General features: G+C 37.3%; 19 protein-coding genes and 3 pseudogenes. 8 read left to right on the plus strand and 14 right to left on the minus strand.

What is annotated here, in order from left to right; translation table 11 throughout:
- Window positions 1-95 precede the first annotated feature (95 nt).
- The 3 genes from R7Z47_RS15290 to R7Z47_RS15300 all read right to left on the minus strand — a co-directional run bounded on the left by R7Z47_RS15290 (window position 96) and on the right by R7Z47_RS15300 (window position 3,425).
- On the minus strand, window positions 96-683 hold the full coding sequence (locus R7Z47_RS15290; protein WP_005383738.1) for a DedA family protein: 588 nt from the start codon (window positions 681-683) through the stop codon (window positions 96-98).
- A 204-nt stretch (window positions 684-887) separates the two neighbouring features.
- Window positions 888-2,423 carry a bifunctional GNAT family N-acetyltransferase/carbon-nitrogen hydrolase family protein gene (locus R7Z47_RS15295; protein ID WP_005381670.1) on the minus strand — a complete coding sequence of 512 codons (1,536 nt, stop codon included), beginning with the start codon at window positions 2,421-2,423 and terminating at the stop codon, window positions 888-890.
- A 120-nt stretch (window positions 2,424-2,543) separates the two neighbouring features.
- Window positions 2,544-3,425, minus strand: a complete 882-nt coding sequence (locus R7Z47_RS15300; protein ID WP_085569924.1) for a LysR family transcriptional regulator — start codon at window positions 3,423-3,425, stop codon at window positions 2,544-2,546.
- Between the two features lie 397 nt (window positions 3,426-3,822).
- Between R7Z47_RS15300 and R7Z47_RS15305 the strand changes: the two genes are divergently transcribed.
- Entirely contained in the window at window positions 3,823-4,386 is a 564-nt protein-coding gene (locus R7Z47_RS15305) for a porin family protein (RefSeq protein WP_005381668.1), read from the plus strand.
- Window positions 4,387-4,507: 121 nt separating this feature from the next.
- Here R7Z47_RS15305 and R7Z47_RS15310 read toward each other — a convergent pair whose 3' ends face one another.
- The 5 genes from R7Z47_RS15310 to R7Z47_RS15330 all read right to left on the minus strand — a co-directional run bounded on the left by R7Z47_RS15310 (window position 4,508) and on the right by R7Z47_RS15330 (window position 10,177).
- Window positions 4,508-5,647 carry a lipase family protein gene (locus tag R7Z47_RS15310; protein ID WP_005383744.1) on the minus strand — a complete coding sequence of 380 codons (1,140 nt, stop codon included), beginning with the start codon at window positions 5,645-5,647 and terminating at the stop codon, window positions 4,508-4,510.
- 3 nt (window positions 5,648-5,650) lie between these two features.
- A complete protein-coding gene (locus tag R7Z47_RS15315; protein ID WP_246543041.1) occupies window positions 5,651-6,202 on the minus strand; it encodes an Ig-like domain-containing protein in 552 nt (183 codons plus the stop codon).
- Window positions 6,203-7,227: 1,025 nt separating this feature from the next.
- The gene (locus R7Z47_RS15320; RefSeq protein ID WP_025506882.1) at window positions 7,228-7,689 is read right to left on the minus strand and encodes a helix-turn-helix transcriptional regulator; all 462 of its coding nucleotides are present in this window, start codon (window positions 7,687-7,689) and stop codon (window positions 7,228-7,230) included.
- A 73-nt stretch (window positions 7,690-7,762) separates the two neighbouring features.
- Window positions 7,763-9,094 carry an ATP-binding protein gene (locus R7Z47_RS15325; protein WP_318130219.1) on the minus strand — a complete coding sequence of 444 codons (1,332 nt, stop codon included), beginning with the start codon at window positions 9,092-9,094 and terminating at the stop codon, window positions 7,763-7,765.
- A 288-nt stretch (window positions 9,095-9,382) separates the two neighbouring features.
- Window positions 9,383-10,177, minus strand: coding sequence for a metallophosphoesterase (locus R7Z47_RS15330; protein WP_025506927.1), 795 nt, complete (start codon window positions 10,175-10,177; stop codon window positions 9,383-9,385).
- A 334-nt stretch (window positions 10,178-10,511) separates the two neighbouring features.
- Here R7Z47_RS15330 and R7Z47_RS15335 point away from each other — a divergent pair, with 334 nt between their 5' ends.
- On the plus strand, window positions 10,512-10,784 hold the full coding sequence (locus R7Z47_RS15335; RefSeq protein ID WP_243357279.1) for a hypothetical protein: 273 nt from the start codon (window positions 10,512-10,514) through the stop codon (window positions 10,782-10,784).
- 13 nt (window positions 10,785-10,797) lie between these two features.
- Here the strand turns inward: R7Z47_RS15335 and R7Z47_RS15340 are convergent, their stop codons facing one another.
- Window positions 10,798-11,184, minus strand: a complete 387-nt coding sequence (locus R7Z47_RS15340) for a transcriptional regulator (protein ID WP_025506925.1) — start codon at window positions 11,182-11,184, stop codon at window positions 10,798-10,800.
- Between the two features lie 360 nt (window positions 11,185-11,544).
- Between R7Z47_RS15340 and R7Z47_RS15345 the strand changes: the two genes are divergently transcribed.
- Entirely contained in the window at window positions 11,545-12,120 is a 576-nt protein-coding gene (locus tag R7Z47_RS15345) for a DUF2913 family protein (RefSeq protein ID WP_025506924.1), read from the plus strand.
- A gap of 184 nt (window positions 12,121-12,304) precedes the next feature.
- On the opposite strand, the pseudogene R7Z47_RS15350 reads toward R7Z47_RS15345, so the two are convergent.
- The 4 genes and pseudogenes from R7Z47_RS15350 to R7Z47_RS15365 form a co-directional block, all read right to left on the minus strand.
- A pseudogene (locus R7Z47_RS15350) lies at window positions 12,305-13,043 on the minus strand (IS5/IS1182 family transposase); the annotation flags it as partial.
- Window positions 13,044-13,488: 445 nt separating this feature from the next.
- The gene (locus tag R7Z47_RS15355; protein WP_025506051.1) at window positions 13,489-15,855 is read right to left on the minus strand and encodes a putative bifunctional diguanylate cyclase/phosphodiesterase; all 2,367 of its coding nucleotides are present in this window, start codon (window positions 15,853-15,855) and stop codon (window positions 13,489-13,491) included.
- Between the two features lie 7 nt (window positions 15,856-15,862).
- The gene (locus tag R7Z47_RS15360) at window positions 15,863-16,537 is read right to left on the minus strand and encodes a helix-turn-helix domain-containing protein (protein ID WP_025506054.1); all 675 of its coding nucleotides are present in this window, start codon (window positions 16,535-16,537) and stop codon (window positions 15,863-15,865) included.
- Window positions 16,534-17,169, minus strand: a complete 636-nt coding sequence (locus tag R7Z47_RS15365; protein ID WP_025506056.1) for an EAL domain-containing protein — start codon at window positions 17,167-17,169, stop codon at window positions 16,534-16,536. Before R7Z47_RS15365 ends, R7Z47_RS15360 begins: the two co-directional genes overlap by 4 nt.
- Window positions 17,170-17,521: 352 nt before the next feature.
- Here R7Z47_RS15365 and R7Z47_RS15370 point away from each other — a divergent pair.
- The 5 genes and pseudogenes from R7Z47_RS15370 to R7Z47_RS15390 all read left to right on the plus strand — a co-directional run.
- Window positions 17,522-17,635, plus strand: a pseudogene (locus R7Z47_RS15370) (transposase); the annotation flags it as partial.
- Window positions 17,636-17,696: 61 nt separating this feature from the next.
- Window positions 17,697-18,826 (plus strand): annotated as a pseudogene (locus tag R7Z47_RS15375) (IS3 family transposase).
- A 468-nt stretch (window positions 18,827-19,294) separates the two neighbouring features.
- On the plus strand, window positions 19,295-19,792 hold the full coding sequence (locus R7Z47_RS15380; protein WP_301949514.1) for a hypothetical protein: 498 nt from the start codon (window positions 19,295-19,297) through the stop codon (window positions 19,790-19,792).
- Between the two features lie 63 nt (window positions 19,793-19,855).
- A complete protein-coding gene (locus R7Z47_RS15385; RefSeq protein ID WP_025506058.1) occupies window positions 19,856-20,287 on the plus strand; it encodes a hypothetical protein in 432 nt (143 codons plus the stop codon).
- A gap of 767 nt (window positions 20,288-21,054) precedes the next feature.
- A complete protein-coding gene (locus R7Z47_RS15390; RefSeq protein ID WP_140281756.1) occupies window positions 21,055-21,402 on the plus strand; it encodes a hypothetical protein in 348 nt (115 codons plus the stop codon).
- A 244-nt stretch (window positions 21,403-21,646) separates the two neighbouring features.
- Here R7Z47_RS15390 and abiEi read toward each other — a convergent pair whose 3' ends face one another.
- A complete protein-coding gene (gene abiEi / locus R7Z47_RS15395) occupies window positions 21,647-22,186 on the minus strand; it encodes a type IV toxin-antitoxin system AbiEi family antitoxin (protein WP_025506061.1) in 540 nt (179 codons plus the stop codon).
- Window positions 22,187-22,405: the final 219 nt, after the last annotated feature.

Genomic DNA, 22,405 nt, shown 5'->3' on the forward strand with positions numbered 1-22,405 from the left:
TTTAAATTTTACACGTAAAGAAAAAGATAAAAGCTCGTGTTGCGTATCTCACTGATACCACGAGCTTTAGTTATGCGCTAATGAAGAGACTGTCGTTATTGCATTGATTTGGCTTTTTTGCGTTTAACAATACCTAAAACCATCCACGTAAATAAGACAGCAGCAAATGCCCATACCAGATATTTGTATTCGGTGTACAGGTTGCTCAACACGCTTAAATGTTCAAATGCAAAGTGAGTTAACAAGCTGAATACCAATACCCAAACCGTCGCCGCGAGGGCGTTACCGAGCAAAAACTCTCTACGTGGCATTTTCGCGATACCGCATGCAAGAGGCATAAATTGCTTCATTCCTTCAATAAAGCGGCTGACCACCAAGCACGTAGGGCCGTATTTCTGGATAGTCAATTGAAGCGTTTGCATCTTCGGGCCGGAAATGTAGCCTTTTTTATCTAACCACCCCTCAAAGTAATAACCGATTAAGTAGCCACAGGTATTACCAAAAAAGCAGCTCAGCCACGATACCATCATTACCATACTTAGGTTCATGACTTGTTCTGACGAGAGCAAAGATGCCGCGATCATCAGTGATTGACCAGGCATCGGGATACCTATCCCTTCTAGAAATATACTGACAATCAGCGCAACGTAGCCGTATTGCTCAAGCAAAGGCTTCATTGACATGAGAAGTTCGTTAATATGTTCCAAAAGCTTTCCCCTAATAAAAGCGGAACGAAGTTGGAGTGATACTCCGAATGTCCTATTGGGTCAATTCTTGTTTCTCACCATTGAGAAAAACTGACATGCCTCTGATAATTGCGCAGAATCAACCTGCAGCAGGCTTTATTCGCCGCCACGCTCTTTGGTAGCGGCGAATTAGGGAGATCCTTATGACTCTTTGGCTTTGGTGAATGCACCATACAAATCAAGGCGGCGATGACGTAAGTTGGTGACAGAGCCTTCGGTATTAAGCTGTTTCAACTTAGTCAAATCAACATCAGCGAAGATTATCATTTCGGTGTTGGCGCTTGCTTCTGTCAAGGTCGCATCGTGTGGAAAATAGATATCCGACGGTGAAAATACGGCAGATTGTGCGTACTGGATATCGACATTATCAACACGAGGTAAGTTGCCGACACTGCCCCCAATTGCAACGTAGCATTCGTTTTCGATGGCTCGTGATTGGGAACAGATTCGTACTCGTTGGTAGCCATTTTTTGTGTCTGTCCAGAAAGGAACGAACACAATTTGTGCGCCTTGCTCGGCGAGCATTCTTCCCAACTCTGGGAACTCGCTGTCATAACAAATCAGTATGCCGACTTTGCCTGCATCGGTTTCGAACACTTGAACATTGTCACCACCGTCGATCACCCAGTCTTTTTGCTCATGGGGCGTGATGTGGATCTTATATTGAGCGTTTATTTCACCATCTCGTTGCAGCAAGTAGGCCACATTATACAACTTGCCATCCTCGATGACGGGCATACTGCCTGCAATAATGTTGATGTTGTAGGTGACTGCCATCTGCGAGAAGCGGTTTTTGATCTCTTCTGTAAAGCTAGCCAAAAAGCGAATTGCTTCGACGGAATTTTGGTCGTTTTGCAAGCCCATCAGCGGCGCGTTAAAGAATTCAGGAAATAGGGCGAAATCGGCTTTGTAGTTCGCAAGAGAAGAGATGAAGAACTCAGCCTGATCGAGCAAGTCCTCTAAGTCATTCATGGCGCGCATTTGCCATTGCACAACACCAATCCGAATCAGTGTTTTTTCTACATCGTGTACGGATTGAATATCCTCTTCGTAGAAAAAGTTATCCCACTCCAGCAGAGTTGCGTAGCCTTTAGAAGCACTGTCCTCTGGCAAGTAACCACGCATAATACGTTTGACATCGAAGTCGTTTGCAAGCTGAAAAGACAAAATAGGATCGTGAAGCTCACGGCGTTTTATCTTGTCGATGTATTCAGCCACGCTCAGTTCGTCAGCATATTTGTGGTAATTCGGGATGCGACCACCGGCTAAAATTGCTTTGAAATTCTTACTCCGGCAAAGTTCTTTACGCGCATCATACAGACGGCGACCTAAACGCAGCCCACGGTAGTCCGGGTGAACAAATACATCGAGACCATACATGGCGTCACCGGTCACTTGGTTTTGGATGACGTTGTTTTCGGTAATGATGTCGGTATATAGATGAGGAAGAGAAAAGCGGTTGTAGTCCACTTTAATGGTTAATGCTGCACCGACTATTTTTCCGTTATCCTCAATACAGATTTGTCCATCAGGAAACTGATGAATGAGATCCATGATGGTCAGTCGTGGCCATGAGCCACCAACATCAGGAAAAACAAGGTCCATTAATTCCGCGAGCTCTGGGTAATCGGTCGGCTCAATGGTGCGTAAAGAGAGTCTTGGCGTGTTGCTGTCCATATCCTACTATCCATTTATCCTTTTTAAATAGTATGGATGAGAATGCCATAAATTTGAGCAGACAGATACCGAAGTCTTTGAGTTGTTTTGGTTTACCTAAACGAGCTTAAAGAAACAACATTAACTTAGCTTGCTCTTCAGCCATTCGTGAAACACCGCTACTTTTTTAGCTGAAAGTCGATAATTTGGAATCATCACGTAATAACCATAACCGCTCTGTAAAGAGAGGTTAAGAACATGCTGAATGTCCCCTCTTAAAATCGAATACTGCGCCATAAAATCAGGAAGCAAGGCGAGCCCTTTTCCCATTCTGACAGCTTCGCAAGCTAGGTAAAAATGTTCGACGCCTACAGGTTGATAGGTAACGGGAGATTCTACAGTGTAGACCGCTTTAAATTGCTCCCATAGCTGAGGGCGAGTGATTTGAGGTATAAACGGATAATTACTAACAGCGTGCACACTCTCAATTGCAGGAGCATTTGTGCAACCGACTAATAACAATGTTTCTTCGCACAGTAAGTGGCTGTATTCATAATGTGTGGATAATGGAAGGCAGCGAATATGTAAGTCACTTTCGTTGCTCGAATCTTTGACGTTCCCATCCCCGGTACAGACTCTTACTCGGATGTTAGGATGTTGCTGGTGGAAGTCATCAATATTAGGTATCAACCAAAGACTGGCAAAAGAAGGGGTTACGTCCACGGTGAGTAATTCTTGCTTTGAATCTGACTGGATTAAGTTGGCAGTTGCATGCTGAATAAGCTCCAAAGCTTCTGTGACTTGCGGCAGATAACGCTTGCCTTCTTCGGTTAACTCAATACCACTCGCCCCTCTTTGTATTAAAGGTAAACCCACCAATTGCTCCAGCGATGCGATTTGTTTGCTTACTGCGCTTTGCGTAATACATAGTGCATCCGCTGCTTTAGAGAAACTGAGGTAATTAGAGACCGCGACAAACGTCCTTAATGCTCGAATAGAAGGGTATTCACTGCCTTTTAACATACTTCAGTTCCATTAAACTCTGCTTAGGCAAAGAGTAGAATATTCACGGCTTGAAGCAAAGTAAGATGCAACGTATGTGTGATTAGCTTCCTTTCTTATAAAAACTAGCTAAGCGTTTTTTGACGGATTAATCTACAAGAGTATTTTAGATGTTTATTTAATTTCTTTGAAAAATCTACAAATTAACAAGAATCTTTTTCACATCAGCGATTAACCTCAATTTAGTATTGTTTATATATAGTAAACAGACAGCTCTTTTTTCTATTTTTGTTCGGCGATCTTTAGAGGATTGTCAGTATTCTATAAAATTAAATATATTTTTCATTAATTTAAAGTTGGCATTGCATTTGCTCTTTACTATTCGAACCTTCAATGGAACTTATATTAGGAGAACGAAATGAAAAGCAATGTTGTTACTTTGATTAGCCTTTTTTCTTTAGCAACGTTTAGTACTTTATCACATGCTGCGGACTCCAACGATCATGGTGTATATGTTGGCGCCAACTACGGTTACTTAAAAGTTGATGGACAAGATGACTTTGATGATGACAGCGATGTTATTCAAGGTTTAGTTGGTTACCGTTTTAATCCTTACTTAGCGTTGGAAGGTGGTTACATTGATTTCGGTAGCTATGGTAATAACCTAGCAAATGCCGAAACGGACGGCTATACAGCAGCTCTAAAAGTTACCGCTCCCATTGCTGATCGTGTCGACCTTTACGCAAAAGGCGGTCAAATGTGGTACTCGACGGATTACAACGTTGCTGGCTTCCAAGGCAACAAAGATGATGAAGGTGTATTCGCTGGTGCCGGTGTTGGTTTTAAAGTTACTGATAACTTCTTAGTTAACGCAGAATATATGTGGTACGACGTAGAACTCAATGCGGAGAATGTCGCGAACGGTGCAAACACGGAAACAGACTTTAACCAAGCATCACTAGGTGTGGAATATAGATTTTAATATTGTTAACAACTCTAAGCCCTAATAAAAAGCGAAGCCTAAATAGCTTCGCTTTTTCTGAACTCAATCTAATTGAGGATAATAGAGCGTTTTTTAGAATAATTGTTCGTGCCTTTTACTGTCACTCTACTATATTTAGAGCATTTCTAACATGACTATCTAACCTTCTTACTAGTCTCGAAAAACAAAGTTTTATCACTCTATAAGTAATACTCGATAGGTCGATCGCTGCGCTACCTGACATTACATTCATGTGACCTAAAATACCGCGAACGTGTTCTGTATACTCGTTTTTTAGTTTTGAGATGTACGCCATAGCTTTAGCTAGTTGATCCCAAGCAGTAAGGCCTACAGTTGCTATTTGTTGTATTATATGACCCAGACCTGAAATTCTTAATAAGGTCAAAATTGAAGAGACTATTTTACTTACCCAACCATCAGTCATCCGAGCATTATATCTATTGTTGAAGTCAAGAAATACGTTGCGTTCTAGGTAAGCTTGAGATTTGGGTTGTAGTGCCGACCACTCATTACTTGTAGCGGTATTGACATAACCCGGAACAGATTTTTTTCCTAGTCCATGAGCGCAGAAGTAGATGCCAGAACTTCCATCTAGCCGATACTCAATACCACCGTGAGTAAATGGCCAAAGAGGAGACATAGGAACTGGATCTGCGCCATGAGTGCAGCGATAGGAAGAATCTAACTCCCTTCTTGCGTATGGTTTAAAGCCAACTTTTGGTGCGCCAAAAGTATATAGGTGTACGCTATAGCCGTACTGACTCTTCACCCAATCTGCCGCTAATGAAGCAAGAGCACCACCTAAACTATGACCTACACAGTGTATTGCCTTCGGTGCTTTCATGTTCTTTTTCGAATAACCAGCGATGTATGCTGCAAGTTGTGGCTTTATCGTATTGAAGAGATTTACAAAACCTGCATGTACCCTGTAACCGGATGAGGTACCTGATATCCCAATGTTTCCATCGGTCATAATGTCGCCGATGTTTACTTGAGTGCCACGGAAGGAAAATACCAAAGTATCGGCAAACTCGCCCTTACCTCGACCTATCGCTACAAAATCTGATGTCATTCCACCAAATCCCATAAAGCCACTTGTCGTTCCTTTTTTGACATCATTCCTTAGATCAAATGTAAAAAACTTTGCTATATAACCACTAACGTTACGAACATTAGTTGCGAATACAGAATAAGGGATTTCTGCGATTCTAGATGATAGTTTTGGTGAGAGTGATTGCATTCTTTAATTTCCATATAAGTCAGAGTCAATATATCCAAATAAATCACATTGACTATTTACGTAGTAGTCATCGTTTTCGTCATCATCAATTGAAAAAGCAAAGTACTTAAGAGGGTTTGCTGCATCACAGACTAGATTAGCCATATTGTTTTTTACGTAATCCTCTATTTCATAGCCATCGAACGAACCTTCCCAAATAATAACGCTTTCATCAATATCTAGTTCTGTGGTTAAAACAATAGTTACATAATGTTCAATAAGCGGGATCTTAACGCTCTCTTTGTTCTCATACACAGGAGAAAATTCAAACCGACCATTGCTGTCAGTAAATGTTGATAAGTCTATTGATTTTCCTGAAGCGCTTAAACCAATACTAAGACTAACCTTTTGGTTATTAATCGGCTTCCCTTTTTTTGTTAGCACACCATTGATTTGTGGTGTGTATTGGTTAACTTTATCGCTATTCAATATACTCTCTCCAAAACTCATATTAATGCTCAACAATATGATTGTAATAAATCCAAATAAGTAATTTCTCACATCGACTTTTTTCATTTTAAAAATCTATAAATATATATGTATTGTGTTTTTTTACAATATTTAATTTTAACTATGTGATTAATACTGCATTGCTCTGTAACTTGTGAATTTGAAAATTACATTTTTAGATTTATGTTTATCTATTTGACCGATTTTTATTAGAATTAATAAAGTTTAAATCTGGAACACTCAGTCTTCGCTAATCTTAGGTAGTTATATTGTATTGGATTTTTGAGGCTTTCATCAGGTAATGTGAAAGCAAAATAAACGAGAGCTACCGAATGATAAAAACTCTATAAATACTAGGTTTCAGACAATGAAATCGTATTGAAAACAGTTAATTATTCGCTTGGTCAAGAGGTATTTTTATTGCTTTACATCGTAATGCTAGATTGACTTGATAATTTATTTTTCCGCCAATTGTGATAACCAAGAGCAAAAGAAAAGGCTTATTTAGTATCTTTTGATGGTTAGTGATAAACCCAAATTGTTCTACTTTAACCCATCATAATTCTATAACTTAGATTTAGCACTCGTAGTTGTTGATAACTCAAAAACTTAGAACACTTTAAATCGAAGAGCATATAGACACACTTTTGTCCTTGGATGAGTTCTTCTGAACTTCCGTGTAGTTTTGGTGGTGTATTTATGAGCGTATCGTCTGTTACTTAATACTCAACGAGTTTTTAAATCGGCGTACGTTCAGAGTTATGCAGTAATGCTCGTGAAAAGCTATCAGGTAGCATGAGTGCGTGAGAAAAGAAGACAATGTGGATAGTGGGTTATTGATACAAAAAAGGCCACCCGAGGGTGGCCTTTTCCAAATGTTTGGTGGAGCTGGCGGGAGTTGAAATGGTTTCTCACTTCTCATGAAATCAGTAGCTTATATCGATGTTACCAATTTGGTGTTGCATTGGATGTTACATCAATTTCCTGCTTCAAAAGGAACTGAACCCGCGTCCATGTATTCCTAAATCATTTAAAAATGCTAGCTTGTTATAGCAATTCAATCTAAAGCAATAGCGCTGATACTGAGCATTTTACCCAGCCTCACTATCTATTAGTAGCGATTTTAACACATCGGGAGAAGACGGTAGCATTCCGACTTTTAAGCCAAATGGTTTGAATACCTTGTTGAGAATCTCTGTATTGTAGCTGCCCCGATCATTCTCTATATCTGAGAGTGTTTTTCTTGAGACATCGACAAGTCTTGCAAACACATCCTGTTTGAGTCCCAGTATCTTAATGCGTAAACTTTTCAACGCTTGGCCTTGTGTTAGCTCTCCAAGCAACAGGTGTTTGATGATTTTGTTTGCCTCGGTTTTGCGTTCTGATGGACGAGTGGAGGGGGAGATTTTTGAGACTCTCTGATTTATTGAAGTTTTGGGCGATGTATTAACGACATGTCTCTCTGATATCTCGTGAGGTGCATCTCGATTGGCCCTTAAACGAGCTATGACCTCTTCTACAGACTCTCTTTTTTCTGGAGCACTTTTATTCATAGCAGCCTCGATTTATCAGAGCCTCTAAAGCTTATGAATTAGTTATTAATGTTATGAGTAAAAAATTACTCACTTAGCTTTTATCTAGATCTCTGAAGTGATCAAGTAAGTATTCTGTGTAGTAAAGCGGCATCACGATGTGCTCTTTCTCTGTTGCTGGAGATCCTTGAGTACCTGTAAGTTTGATTGTCTTGTGGGGCTTGCACTTCTCGATGTAGGATTGCAATGATTTTGCACGGGTTCGCTTACCACTCTTTACTTCTACAGGCACAATTCGACCTAGGTCATCAGCGATAATGAACTCTATCTCTGCTCTTGCGTCTCCCCAAGAGAAGCTTGGTTCAATACCTAGCGCAGCGATTTCCTGTTGAACATAGTTTTCGGCAACATATCCCTTGTATTCATAGCCTTGCTGTTTGATTTCACGGTAACCAGTGCCGAGCATATGGTTCAATAGCCCTACATCAAAGAGAAATAGTTTAACTGTATTTTCCTTCTGATAAGCAGCTAAAGGAGAACGAGGCTGTCCTTCAATAGGATGGTTTTTTAAAGCAAGCCGACACTTGTGAAGCCATGTAATCGCACTTTCATATTCAGCATAGCGAGACTTGCGTTCGTGAACTCCCTTGAACTTAAACCGTTTAACGGAGTCGTCGAATACCGAAGATAGTTGAGCGGGAATGCTTCGAAATACAGATTCGATTAGCTGTGCGTCCACTTTTCCAGAGTACTTTCCGAACTCACGCATGTAGCCCTCAATTAAGTTCCTATGGACTTCAGATACGGCTTCAATGCGTTCAATAATACTGAGTTCTGAGTTTTCGAACCATGAGTTTACGGCTTCAGGCATGCCGCCAACAAAATAATAATCGGCCAGTAGTTCGATTAATTTTGTATGAGCAGCTGAAGAGTTCAGCTTTTGGTCAAATGCTTTGTGAAGTGCTTTTTCTCCAGATGCCCACAAGAATTCCCTGAAAGTCAGTGGCCTTAAGTTGTGCTGCTCAACTTTTCCAGCGGGAAAGGACGTGAGCAATCCGATATTTGAACCACTGGCCGCAACATAAGCTTTGGGAGCCTTTTCTGCAAAGTACTTAAGAGAGGTGACCGCTCTTGGACATTCACCAATTTCATCTAAAATAAGGAGATCTGTCGATGGTTCGAAGATTTCTCCTGTTAAGAGTTCAATGTTGGTGATGATGTCATCAGGGTTTAGAGAGCCTGAAAAGGCTTCCATTAACTCAGGGCTTTCTAGAAAATCGATTCTTAGGACATGTTCGAATGTACATCCTAATAGTTCCTGCAATAGGAATGTTTTACCAGTTTGTCTAGCACCGTCAATCAGCAAAGGCTTCCTTGTCGGCTTGTCTTTCCAGGTGAGTAGGTTTTCAAGTAGTGTTCGTTTCATCTAGCCACCTCAGTTAAAGTGCTTATCTGGTCGATTGTTTATTACATAAAAATGCGCAATAAAATGCAAGCATTAACATTTAAATGCGCATAAAAATGTATTAAATGACATTTTTATGCGCGTAAAAGTGTTATGTGTGTATTTGTGAGAATGATAGTGTTGGGATTGTGAAGGGAGGTGATGAATCTATGCATCATTTCTGATTGGTTGCTTGGCAAGGTGATCAATTATCGCAGCGAGAAAGCCCTAACGGACTTTCAGATGCCGAAGTTTCTTGCTGTCTAGCTCTTATAGGTAATAAGCTTTATTAGTAAGTAATCCACTAGTTAATAAGCTGACAGAACCCTTGGGGTTAGAAATGAATGTGGTACTACCGTCAGCGATCACTTTCTCTACAGCATCATGTTGATGCCCTGCAACCCAATACCTAGCTCTTGAGATCAACTCATTACTCAACCCTGCATGATAATACGGAGCATAATCGCTGCTGGCATTTTGCTCGAAAGCAAAAGCTTCTTTAGATGGAAGGTGGTGAGATATTGCTATATCAACTTTCTCTGGAAAGTTGTTAATGAATGCTTTGTGCTGCTCTTCAATCATTTGATGGCTGATGTACTTTGTATCATTCATCAGTTCTGAGTACGCATCAATCAGTGTAGATGAGTATGTGTGAATAGGAAACCAAAGAGTTCCCCCATAAATGCCATATCCATCTAAATCAATTGACTCATTATTCAAAAAGAACAGGTTTTCAGTTGTTTCACTATGAGCCTTAAGCTTGGCTAGTACGGAACCCCTAGAATCTTTGAGAACGTCAGAGTTAGCACTAGATTTGCACCCAACGGACGTACTTCTATGGCGGTAGGATTTACTCTTATTGCTATACCATTCATGGTTTCCTGCAATCATTATCACAGTCTTAAAGTGGCGGCAAAGTACATTCTTCACATACGCCATGCCTAAGAGGCCGTTCGCTGTGTCACCTGCAACGACTAAAGTGGCTTCGTTATCGAAGCTATACCAGAAATCACGGCGTATTCCGTGAATGTCGAGATGCAGATCGGAAACAACGTAAAACTTCAAACTATCATGACCTTAGAGTTGATTGACTTCTCCATGGTACAGGGGTTTTTTAGATTAGAGAAGTGAGCACATACGCTAAGTGCTTTAACATCAGTAGCTTAAAGTGAAACCTCCATGGAAGACAATGATTGGACGCTTTGTTTGATTTTTCGGCACTAAGATTTAGACACTAACTTTTAGTGTCTAAATCTTAGTGGTTTATAACTGTCTGAAATTAATCGTTTTTATTGTAAACAGTTAAGATTTTATGCTGAGGAAACTTCTCAGAGGCTGGCGAGAGTGTAATTGTGCTACAGCCGTGTGTACGGCAGGCATTTTTATGAGCGAGGCTGATATGAAGAACGAGGCTAAGGCTACAAGAAGTGATAACGAGCAAGCCGAATCAAAGGATAGTAAGGTTACGCTAAATGGACTTCTTGACTTGCTTGATCACGCTATCTTTACCAATACTGATAAGCTAGTTGAAGTAACTGAAGCCCTCAAAATAGAACTGGAAGAGATCATCGATGGCTATCAAGTTGGCCTAGACGGAAAGTATCAAGAACAATCACCATTCGAGTCTGCACAGCATGAAGCTGTGCTACCCAAGCGGCATGCGCCGCAGTAACGAGTGTTCGGTATCATGCAAGATAGCCTTCTTGTAGTGTATTCTCTAATTCTTTGCCGAGAATAATCTCAAAGTCAGTAAATACAGCAATAGGGCGGCAAGCGTTGCCTTTTTCCTCTAATTGGATGAATCCTTTTGATGATAAGTCGTCGAGAGTTCGTGAGAGTTCGCGGATATGATGACCGCTAATCTCCGCAAGCTCAGCTAGACTTTCAGGCTTTTCTCTATTGATCAGCAGCATTAGTTCGATATTCTCATTACACAGTAGCTTTGAGGCTTCATTTAGTGACGTGAACCAAAGCGTCGGTAGATGCTTGTTATGGCTAATGTTGCCTGCGGCCACACTAATCATGTGCCTACGAATGAGGTCTTCTGACATAACTCCAATACGAGCTTTCATTACTATCCCTCCCAGAACGAAATAACAAAACCCTAGTGTATAAAACGCTGCTCTGAAAGAAAAAGTGGATAGTTATATTCAACGAAAAAACGATACCATCGGACACAACTTTCGAGATCGTGAGGATAATAGAAACAATGAAATCCTAGTATCATTGAGCCTTTTTTCGGGTCACCCTATCCTAAGGTCTACGAGGCTCTTCACTAGAAAAACACTTGTGTATTAGCTGACCAATAAAGACTAGAGAGTTGGTTTTCGTGTGACTCATGGGAGGGGGGCAAAGTAAACTAGTTGCAGTGTTAGTTTGCTTTTCTTTTTATATGTTAGAATAACAGCATGAGTAAATAATCAATGCTTACAATGTCAGAACAATTATATTACAAGCTTTTAAAATCTACTTTTGAAAATGCACTGCTTCATCTTTACTTTAAAGTCAGCGCGTCTCAAAGCTTTGTCAAAGAAGAGCAACGCAACAAAATCCTCATTGATTTCTTAAAACCAAAATTGAAAGAGCAACGCTATTCACTTATCAAAAAGAATTTAAAAACCATCTGTTTAATGAAAAACAAGTTTGGGTCAATCGAGAAATATTTAAATGGGATTGTACAGCAATATAGTTCAATCAAGAGCAAGAGTGATGTAGACAAACTCTATGAGTTGCTTGAGCAGCTTGAGAAGGCAGGGTTTGAAACAAAGTTGATTGAAGAAACTCCAACACAGAATCAAGATGTTGTTTATTTAGATAGAGCACACATTAACAACTGTTTCGATGAGTATGACAATCACCAAGTTGCGCCCATTTCTTTGCTCATTCATACAGAACAAATAGTTAAGTTCACTCAATCCCTAGATGAGCAAGCTTATTTTGAATATGAAGTATTTCAAGTTAATAAATCATTGAAGAGCTATCACTATCGCTTACACCCTCGTTCCTGATTGCTGAACATATAAAAATACTTCAAGAACAATATGTTAAGAATTACGCCTTTTCTACTATATCCTGGAAGAATCCTCATAGGATGTTGTTGGTTGCCAATTCATTGGTGCGGATAAGCATTACATTTTCCAATGTCAGGAACATCACAGGGTTTTGTTAAGTAATTCGGATAGATAACCAAACCACCTGAGCATTGTAATTTCTCATGTATAGCTTCCTACCAAGCGACTGCTTCACTCTATACATCGTACTTTTTGAGAGTAAATGCTTGCAATAACGATATCGCTTTTTTCACTTTTTGTTAAAGCCGTAAAGCTTCTGGCAAACTACCGCTAAGATCCGAGAGTAGCCTTTTCTTGTAGAGATGAGCGGAACAGCTCGCTTAACCCGTATAGTATTGTGGCAACTCCTTGTATCATAAGCGCCATCACCAGATATCTCGATAATTCTTCGGCGTGTTTGATTTACAAAGTTAAGAAGGACTTCAGTATCGTAACATGAGATAAACTCAGTTCTTCTGCGATTATTTTTTGAGTGCAGCGTCGGATACTAAATGCAAATTTGCTCAAACTCTACGCATCCGTCAGTACCATGATTTTTGACTTTCCGTTCACCTTCGCTATAAACCTTGAGGCTGCCAGTATCAGTGGCTAGGTACTGTATTGCACCTCCAGTTTTTGTCTCAAAAGAGACCTCAACTTGTTTAACTCAAAGACTGATACAAATGAAGTATGAGAAGGTAAGAGTAGTATTAGACAGCATAAACAAGGAATCGATAAACTCATCACATGCTAGTGTTGTTGTTTTTTTTTATTCACCTTCAGTACGGTAGTGATGGCTAAGTCGATGAATCGACGAGGTCTGCTACGGTTGATTAACGCTTTGTTGTACTGTTGCAGTTAGTTTTATTGTAACTAGGTCTCGCATAGGCCTAGGATGATTAACTGATATACACGTTTAGCTGTTAAGTTATTGATTTATTTTTAATCTAATTGCCCCCAACCAAACCGTTGAACTAAAACTTACCAAACTTGGAAAGGCTATGGAAGATAAATAGTTTACTGACGGTAGCGAAAAAATAAAAATAGAATAGACAATATCAATTCAAATAAAGATATGATATTGTCTCAATTGATTAGTTAATTTGATAAGTGTAAATTTAATTTCAACACTTCTAATGAAGCTTTCAAATATAGTAATTTAAATTAATTGGATTTAACCTTTTGTGTGAATTTAATGAAAAACCTATAGTTTTTAAAAATAAAATCGCAATCTCTACAAAGGAATTTTTTCTTAATTAAAATCTTCTCTATAAAATTCCTTTCTATTCTATAGCATCCAAAACTAGAACAGTTTTTACACTTCATCTAAACACCTTCCATTAATATTTTATTTTTAATAGGTAATTTATTTACAATGGATTTCATACTTTCTGGTCTTCCATATAAAAAGCCTTGAACAAATATACAGTCATTTATTTCTATCAAATGATTATGTTGCGCAACACTTTCTACTCCTTCTATAACAATTTTATATTCTAAGTTGTACAAAAGATTAATTATAGAATTTAAAAGTGAGTTGTCTTTTAATTCATTTGGAACTCTATTTAAAAAACACTTATCTAACTTGACTTCATATAATGGCAATTTTATTAGATTGTTTAATGTTGAGTAACCCTTGCCAAAATCGTCTAGGGAAAACCTAAACCCTAACTCAACCAAATCATTTATTATCTCAAGTTTATTTTTATTTTCGACAAAAAAAACATTTTCCGTCACTTCAAATATTATATCTGAAGTATCAACCATGTTTTTTTCTATTAATTCATTTAAATATTTTTTTAATTTTTCATGTATCTGTTTGGGTGACAAATTTATTGATAATGTGACATCATTATGAAAATGTGATTTATTTTCGTAATAATCTTTAATTGCATAATCTATAACTCTAAAACCGACAGAGTCAATTAAATCAGCAGACTCAGCCGTTTCTATGAAAACATCTGGAGGAATACAACCTTTTGTAGGATGTTTCCACCTAACCAAAGCTTCTAAACCAACTAATTGACGACTCTTGATATCAAACTTTGGTTGATACTCAGTATAGAACTCATTATTTCGACAAGCCCTTCTTAAATCATTTACTAGCTCAAATTTAAAATTAGCCGTCTGAAGTAGACCAGTATTATACTCAGTATAATGTGACCTTCCTTTTTTCTTGGACTCATACATAGCTAGATCTGAATATTGTAATAAAAGATCCAATCTATCTCCATCCTTTGGATATTGAGAAAAACCAATACTAGCAGTAGATTCTATTCTTCTATTTTTTATAAAAACAGGCTTATTTATTGAACGCGATAAATTGTTAATCTTACTTAAAATGTCAACATTACCTTGAAATATAACAATGAACTCATCACCACCAAATCTATATAATTTATCATCAACATCGATTTCTTCAGTGATGTTGCTAGATATTTTCTTTAGAAACATATCACCAAACGAATGGCCTAACGAATCGTTTATATGTTTAAACCCATCTAAATCAATAAACACTAAATAAAAACTGTTGAGACAAAATGTTCTTTTAAAATCGATTTCCAAACTTCTTCTATTTGGTAAGCCTGTTAAGTAATCAGTTTTTGCTATACTTTCAATTTTTTTATTTGAATCTTTTAACTTTTTTTTCTCTAGCAATATCTTATTATTATATGTCGTCAATATACGTAATATTTTTTTATTTAAAAAATAATATAGAACAAATGAAATAGCCAGTAAAATAAAGAATGAGCTAACTACTATTTTTATATCTTCATATAAGAACTCTTTAAATAGATATTTAAAATCATAGTTTAGTTCATGTTTAAAATTTTTGTCCATAGAAAGTGATATATTTATTCCATATTCACTTATGGTTTTTTCAATATAAAGGAACTCATTGCTATTATCTAATTCAAGATAGTTTTTATAGATATAATCATAGAAAAAATAAAGTGAATGTTGGCTGTTTAAATATCTATTTTCTTTAACCTTTTGGTCATATATAATACCCTTGTAAGTCGAGTAGACCCTATATTCAATATTATCATCCAAACTTGAGTTTTCTAAAAGATTAAAGATTTCATCATGTACACGCTCGAGAAGAAACTCGTTAACATATCCGCTTGCTAAATATAATTCTGTGTTAGGTATTTGTTTTATATATGATACTTTGTTAGAACCAAATTTAGAAGGTACTTTATATCTATACACTCCACCATTGATAGGAAAGTTTTCAAAAAAACTATTAGAATATTTATCTTTTAGATCATCATCAAGCTGGTTAAAAATCTCTGATTCTATAAATTTCTTATCTTTATAGTTTACTATAAAAACATAATTATCTTTGAAGGTTGAGTTAAATTTATTTACTTTTTCTTTTATAAAGTCTTCTTCTATACTGTCTTCATTAGCAAATTCAATGACGGCAGTATTTTTCTTAACACTCTCGATAAGTTCATTTTCTATTAAATTTATAATTGAATAAATTGAAGCTGAAATAGATTCCGCCTCTTCTATTAATGCATTTCTTTTTTCAACTAATTTGTTTTCACTAAACTTATCAATATATAACGAATATTGCTCTAAATTACCTGCAAATACTCTAAAAAAAATTATAATAAAAAAAGTCAAAAGCAAAAATATATAAACGGATAAATTGATACGCGAAATCTTATTATTAATCACTGACATGTTGATATTAGCTTTTTTTAAATAAATGGATGAAATTTTTTGGAGTCATTCCATAAACAACTTTAAACTTCTTTATAAAAAAAGAACTACTGGAAAAACCTAATAATTTCGAAGTTGTAACAACGCTCTTTGTAGATAATAATAATTCCACTGAGTTTTCAATTTTAACTTTAATCACTAATTCAGACATTGTCACATTTAGCTTAGACAAAACTAATTTGACATCTCTAATACTTAAATTTGACCTTTGACAAAGCTTATCAATATTCCAATTTATTATTGGATCTTTTTTTATACACTCTCTTATTTTTTCTAATGTTGGTTCATCTGAGTTTCTCTTGGGCAAGAAAAGATCTTTTTTAATTAGGTCTAACAGATAATTTTTATAATATATTGATGATAACTCGACATCTTTCTTTGTTCTTAAATAAATATAATAATCACGCTTGGACATGATTTGCTTTAAATGAAAGAATGGTATGACTTTAAGCTCTACTATTTCTTCTTCTACAGAATAATGAATAACTTCCCCTTTCGGAAGATAAAGGTAATCACCTGGTTGAAATATACATGAAAACCCGTTATACGATACAGCGCCACTCCCTTCTTCAATTTGGATGATATGTTCATTCTTATTGAAGTAAGCGCCTAATTTACAAGGTTTAACTTTAATTGTTTTCATGATGCAAACCTTTTCGGTGGATTTCTATAATATCCCTGATAATATATTTTGTTAGATATTTTTAAATGTTTTTTTATGCTTGAGTCAACGCCATCAATAATTACTCCAACGTTGCAAAATGGAATTAAAATTTGTGCCACATGCTTTTCTAAATCCTTAAATGAGTACTTTTTGTCTATTTTAATGTAATCCCAATCTATATAGCCTAAACATTGATTAAAAGTTTCATCTTTGTGACAAAAAGAGTCTAAGCAAAACTCAATTCCATACTCTTTGAGTTTTTTTATTGATAGATACAAGTCAGATAGCATATTACTTTCTATTTCATTAACTTCTATCACTAAATTTGTGTTATTAAATAAAGAAATCCTCGTTATGAATTCATCACTCAACAATATATTTGCGGTAATATTAACACTAAATTTGTTTTTTTTATTGTTTTGAAGTTTTTTAATAATATTTAATGCTGACTCCATTATTATTTCATCGGATACAGTCATATCTAAAAACTGCTCCTCATAATATCCATCAGATATAGTGTATAAAACCTCAGAGAAAGCTACATCTCCAGTTTCACTTGAGTAAATAGGATGCAAAAAAATACTATTTGAAATGCCACTTTTAAAATCCATATCTAACTACACCTTTTTAATATGAATATTGTTTTTAAGTTTAAGATTAATCACCTCTTAAAACCTAAGCAACCAGTTTTTTATTATTAGCCATGTTATTTATTGTTATTTATCACCTTTAAAAATACTGTCATTATATTGACATTAAATTGACCTTACAATGACAGATAGCTTGTTGAACATTTAAAATCAAGAGTGCTTTAGTGTGGTCTATGTTGAAGGCTTTATTACGTAACTCGATGAAACTAAGGCAGGAGGTGATGAGCTGTGCGGCAACACAGTTGATCACCCTAGTCTTATGCAGAAGCCTCGTTACACAACAACTAACTGAAAAAATTACAACAAAGTCCTAATCAATCGTGGTTCACTTACTTTCTGGATTGATGAAGAAGTTATAAGCGAATGGAAGCAAAGCAAACAGAGCAAGCGTGGCTGGCCTCGTCAATTCAGCGGCCTCGCCATTACTTAGTCGCACCAGCTATCTTGGACCCTGAGTTAAGTGAGTAAAATCACTAACGAGGTGAATCATGACAAACAAGAAAAAACGTATTATCCGTTCTTCCGAATTTAACACTTGAGTTTGCGGAGAAAGTCGGCGTTGTTGTTGCCGCTAGATAACTATCTCTCCATGACTCTCAAATCTATGGCTGGCGCAAAGCCGCAAATAAAAGCTCCAGTACTGCTGAGCGAGAAAAAGAGCTAGAAATAGTAAAAAAGGCCGCCACCTACTTTGCGAAGAATCTAAAGTGGCTTGTGCTACGAATTTATGTTTGAACAGCTGCAGTATTTCCGTGTATCTCACATGGCTGAGGTGTTTGGCATATCGCGAAGCGGTTTTTACTACTGGATCAAGCATCGTCATAGAGACTGCCTGCGAGAACAAGCCCGTCAGGTATTAGACGACAAAGTCAAAGAGGCGTTTGATAGTCGCAAAGGCAGGGACAGTGCTAGACGTATCCAGATAGAGTTAACTGATAGCGGTAGCTGGCATAATGTGAAGACCATTGCTAGTAGCATGAAGTGTCAAAAGCTAGTAGCGAAGGCTGCTAGTAAGTTCAAATGTACGACGGATAGCATTCATAAGTTGCCAATCACTCCAAACTTGCTGGAACAAGACTTCTCTGCAACTGCCGCTCAATCAGAAATGGGCGGAGATATTACGTATTTGGCGATCAGTGAAGGTTGGCTATACTTAGTGGTAATCATTGATCTTTATTCACAGCAAGTGGTTGGCTAAGAGGATGACAGCAATATTAGTCAGCGATACTCTTTCAAGTACCTTATTCCATCGTGGCTTTCCTGAGCGAGTCATCGTTCATAGTGACCGTGGTAGCCAATATTGTTCGAAAATTTATCGAGAGCTGATAAGTACCTACAATCTAAAACAAAGTATGGATAGGCAAGGAAATTGTTGAGACAACGTTTATATAGAGAGTTTCTTTCATGTAATGACGGTGGACGCCGTACAACATGAGCTGATAATGTCGAGAGAATAGATGCGTCAATCGGTCTTCGAATACATTGAGGTTGAATATAATCGGACGAGAAGGCACAGTGCTCTGGGCGTCTAAGCCCAGTTGACTTTGAAAAGCCAAAAGGTCGCTTAATGCAGTGTCCAGTCTGGCTGGAGCTTCTTCTCGCATCTTCATTTAGTTGAACGGAGAACTATGTTCTCCGAATGACGAAAGGCTGAGTCAGGTATTATCCGACTCGTGTTTGGGTATATAGGCAAAGGTCGGTAGCGTTCAATCGCTACTGAGAGAACACTGTTCTCGCTCAAATCATCAAAAACTAAAGTTTGCTCATTTAATTAATAGATAAAAAAGCTCTCTTTGTGCCCAACTCTCTGGTGAAAAATGTGTTACCTATTATCTTCATAAGTGGGTTTGTCAGAACCAATGGACTAATGAATTTAAGCTCTGAAACACTTTTGCCCCAATCTAATCTAGCACACTTATCTATCACACTTTGTGGATAGTTATTTGACTTACTTTTTCTAATAGATGTAATGTATCTGAAATTAGGCAGTTATTATCATCTTTATAAGGTACTAATGGGATTATTTAGCGCGCTAAAATCTACATACAAACTAAGTCAAAATGGTGTTCAACTATTGAACAGTGGCATGACTGAGCTGAATAATGGTCTAGAGCATCTAAATTCTGAGCTAGAAAATTGGAACGAAGATTTGCTAGAGAAAAAACCACTCAGTGACCTTAAACATACACTCTCGCTCATTGAAGTTGATTTAACTTATGCTCGGAAGTCTTTATCGGAAAATGAGCCTATTTTAGATAAGTATCTATCTCTATATTTAGATGCTGTGCGTATTGGCAAGCAATACATACAATTCGGAATAGATCATAAACAACATAGAAAAACCGTGCTCAAAGTTATTGAACAGACTCATAGCCATACATTGGGTGTTGATTTTTCAAAGTTTGTTGGCGACATCGAGAAGTTTTGTAAAATAATCAAAGACGACCCATCGAATGAAGAGTTGGAAGCCAAAGATGATTTTGAGCATGGAGGCTTGGTGCTTTTCACACAACGTTTAAATCAAGTAATTACGAACCTCAACAAAACAGTCCCCGTAAAGATCTCTTTGCAAAGTACAGATTAGCCAGCATAGGTAACTTTGAACTGTGAACGTTCAAAAAATAGTTAATCACAATTATTATTGGTTATGAAAAAAGAATATTTTAGGCCCAGTGTTTGGAAGGAAGTAAAGGACAACCTAACTCCTGAACAAGTAGAGGCAAGTGGTTTCAGAGTTTATTCTATGACAATAACACCTGAATTAGCCGAGAAACTAGTCAATTACATAGAGTCTAACAAGTTGTCAACTTTCAGACAGTCTACGAAAAATCGAAGACGTGTAAAATTCATATACACTCCTGGCTTTTCGGTAAAGATCTATTACAAAAGTGACGGTTCCTACTCAGTATGTCTCGTTGATTCAGGTGCTACTGGAGGTGGTGGCCGTGACTTCGAAGAGAAAAAGGCAAAAAGCCTAACAAAAATTGAAGTTTACTACGCTATCTTAAAAAAATACCCGCAAGACTTAATGTCAATTTCCTGTTCTTCTTCAGAGCAGGATGATGGTATTCCGTGGTAAATAGTTTCGTTCTGAGGCTTAATGTGGTTAGTAGCTAGAAACCTAAACTGATCAACAAATGAAAATTTATTTTTATTTGTTTGTAGGTCCCAAAGCAGATTTAAACTGATAACTGCGCCTAAAATAACAAAATCTTGTGACCCATTTTTCCGCAATTCGGTTGAAGGAAATTGATAGGATGAATTTTCCCTACCTGAGTTAATTCATGACTTACTAATTTAGCAAAATCACTGGCAAGCTTTTGTCCAGAACCTTCACAGTTGGTACTTCGTAGCACAGAAGTGCCCCATTATGAGTTGCGATTGTGTAAGAGCACATTTGTAAACTTTACTGATCACCTATCCAAACTAATCTATTCACATCGATTTCGATACTATAGTTCATTACGAATGGACTGTGATCCATCACATAACTCAAATTTAACTTTGGGTGATATAATGCTGAAACGGATTACGGCAAACGCACCTTTGCGCCAAAGTTTGGCTCGGAGCACTCGTTCTATCGACATTCTGGCTAATGTAAAGAGAGCCACTGTATTATGATACCGAAAGACGAAATTGAATACGTACTGTCTGAAGCATCTAAGTTGGATATGACTAGTGCTATTAACTACCTACAGAGTAAACTTTATTTAAATAGTGGAATGTCGTGGGAGCACTTTGATGACTTGTTGGTTGAGTACCAGAGAGATCGAAACACTATTACTACCAATTACATTCTTACATACGCTTTAATTTGCCCTAAAAATGATAGAGGAAACACCGCCAATGAAAATAGCATTGTTGACGTTAATGGCTATGGTAAGTTTTGGGACTAACGCAGCTATTCATTGCAAGACAAGTGATCACTTCAAATGGAACGTACAGGTCTCTATTGGAGAAAGTGAGGTTGATTATCGTGTGTCAGGTAAATCTTTTCATTCTCCAATAATTAAAAACTCTGATGGCTCTTACAATTTATTTGATAATGTGAAAGGCAGTGAGGTTTTCCTAAGGCACTTAATTGTTAATGGTAGTGAAGGGAAAATGTTTGGAACTTACGTTGATCTAAAAAAGTCTGAAGTAATACACAAAAGTGTTGTGCCATTAACATGTGTTGAAATAAAACAATATTAAAGTATTTGATTCATAAAGGTCTTTTCACTTCACTTTTTGAAGATCAAGTTTATAGTGCTGCTCTTGGCTCCTCTATTCTTCGAACTGATAACGCTTTTGAATGTCCTCAGAAGAAGGCGAAGTCGTTCGGACCATTCTTTAAGATATTTTTCTAATATCAATCAACAGATTTAGACCAAATTTCTAACTCATAAATGTCTAAAAGTGAGTTGTGTGTGTGGTTTATGGGAGTGCCAGCATCTGCCTACTTGTGATTCGTCACTATTAAGTGCGTGTTTCTTCCAACCCTTTTCAAATCTCGAATCGCAGCTTCTTTTTTCGCAATTCGCAGGGGGCGATCTGAAGTTATAGTATTGTTGATAATATCAATAGCATCACGCTTCGTATGTGTGAACTCGATAACGCCGTAAGGTGTCTTAAACTCTCCCTTGCGTCCAGTCGTCATGATCGTAATTCGATCAAGCATTACTTGGCAAATAACACTGTATTCCGAGAGTGCCGATTCTAGAGAGATGTAGTTGTACTCTCCTCGTCGCAAGCATTTAGCAATGTATTCAATGGTATAACCGTCCTTATGACGACTGTATGAGAATACATAAACACCGTTGCACACCCGCTCTAGTACTCTAGCTTTCACCAAACGAGGTAAACTTTGCTGGAATGCTGTAAGTGAGTCATCAAAAAATAATCTCCTCAGGTCACTTTTTCGGTAAACGTGTATACCTCGCCTGTCAAATTTATGCAGGCGCTCCAATGCATCCTCAATCTTCACTTCAATGCTCATAAGTAGTCATAAAAAGTAAGTATGACATATATTTTTGTACACTTGTGATTGAAGATAGTAATTGGTGATCGCTAATACCCTTCCTGATCCCTGATTGGTTTTTCCGAGTTAAGATCCTAACTCGGAATTTATGGGGATGATTATGGTTGATTTGAGGTGAGGAAATGGCAGCACTAATCGTCAGATGCGATGTTCATTCTCGGTTAGGATCCTAACTCG

Source organism: Vibrio sp. 1641 (assembly GCF_033339995.1).
In the GTDB taxonomy this organism is placed as follows: domain Bacteria; phylum Pseudomonadota; class Gammaproteobacteria; order Enterobacterales; family Vibrionaceae; genus Vibrio; species Vibrio alginolyticus.

What these genes read in the sequence shown, in the direction of transcription:
- R7Z47_RS15290 (WP_005383738.1), bottom strand. Translation starts at nt 683, where the DNA reads ATGTCAATGAAGCCTTTGCTTGAGCAATACGGCTACGTTGCGCTGATT.
- R7Z47_RS15295 (WP_005381670.1), bottom strand. Translation starts at nt 2,423, where the DNA reads ATGGACAGCAACACGCCAAGACTCTCTTTACGCACCATTGAGCCGACC.
- R7Z47_RS15300 (WP_085569924.1), bottom strand. Translation starts at nt 3,425, where the DNA reads ATGTTAAAAGGCAGTGAATACCCTTCTATTCGAGCATTAAGGACGTTT.
- R7Z47_RS15305 (WP_005381668.1), top strand. Translation starts at nt 3,823, where the DNA reads ATGAAAAGCAATGTTGTTACTTTGATTAGCCTTTTTTCTTTAGCAACG.
- R7Z47_RS15310 (WP_005383744.1), bottom strand. Translation starts at nt 5,647, where the DNA reads ATGCAATCACTCTCACCAAAACTATCATCTAGAATCGCAGAAATCCCT.
- R7Z47_RS15315 (WP_246543041.1), bottom strand. Translation starts at nt 6,202, where the DNA reads ATGAAAAAAGTCGATGTGAGAAATTACTTATTTGGATTTATTACAATC.
- R7Z47_RS15320 (WP_025506882.1), bottom strand. Translation starts at nt 7,689, where the DNA reads ATGAATAAAAGTGCTCCAGAAAAAAGAGAGTCTGTAGAAGAGGTCATA.
- R7Z47_RS15325 (WP_318130219.1), bottom strand. Translation starts at nt 9,094, where the DNA reads ATGAAACGAACACTACTTGAAAACCTACTCACCTGGAAAGACAAGCCG.
- R7Z47_RS15335 (WP_243357279.1), top strand. Translation starts at nt 10,512, where the DNA reads ATGAAGAACGAGGCTAAGGCTACAAGAAGTGATAACGAGCAAGCCGAA.
- R7Z47_RS15340 (WP_025506925.1), bottom strand. Translation starts at nt 11,184, where the DNA reads ATGAAAGCTCGTATTGGAGTTATGTCAGAAGACCTCATTCGTAGGCAC.
- R7Z47_RS15345 (WP_025506924.1), top strand. Translation starts at nt 11,545, where the DNA reads ATGTCAGAACAATTATATTACAAGCTTTTAAAATCTACTTTTGAAAAT.
- R7Z47_RS15355 (WP_025506051.1), bottom strand. Translation starts at nt 15,855, where the DNA reads ATGTCAGTGATTAATAATAAGATTTCGCGTATCAATTTATCCGTTTAT.
- R7Z47_RS15360 (WP_025506054.1), bottom strand. Translation starts at nt 16,537, where the DNA reads ATGAAAACAATTAAAGTTAAACCTTGTAAATTAGGCGCTTACTTCAAT.
- R7Z47_RS15365 (WP_025506056.1), bottom strand. Translation starts at nt 17,169, where the DNA reads ATGGATTTTAAAAGTGGCATTTCAAATAGTATTTTTTTGCATCCTATT.
- R7Z47_RS15380 (WP_301949514.1), top strand. Translation starts at nt 19,295, where the DNA reads ATGACTGAGCTGAATAATGGTCTAGAGCATCTAAATTCTGAGCTAGAA.
- R7Z47_RS15385 (WP_025506058.1), top strand. Translation starts at nt 19,856, where the DNA reads ATGAAAAAAGAATATTTTAGGCCCAGTGTTTGGAAGGAAGTAAAGGAC.
- R7Z47_RS15390 (WP_140281756.1), top strand. Translation starts at nt 21,055, where the DNA reads ATGAAAATAGCATTGTTGACGTTAATGGCTATGGTAAGTTTTGGGACT.
- abiEi (WP_025506061.1), bottom strand. Translation starts at nt 22,186, where the DNA reads ATGAGCATTGAAGTGAAGATTGAGGATGCATTGGAGCGCCTGCATAAA.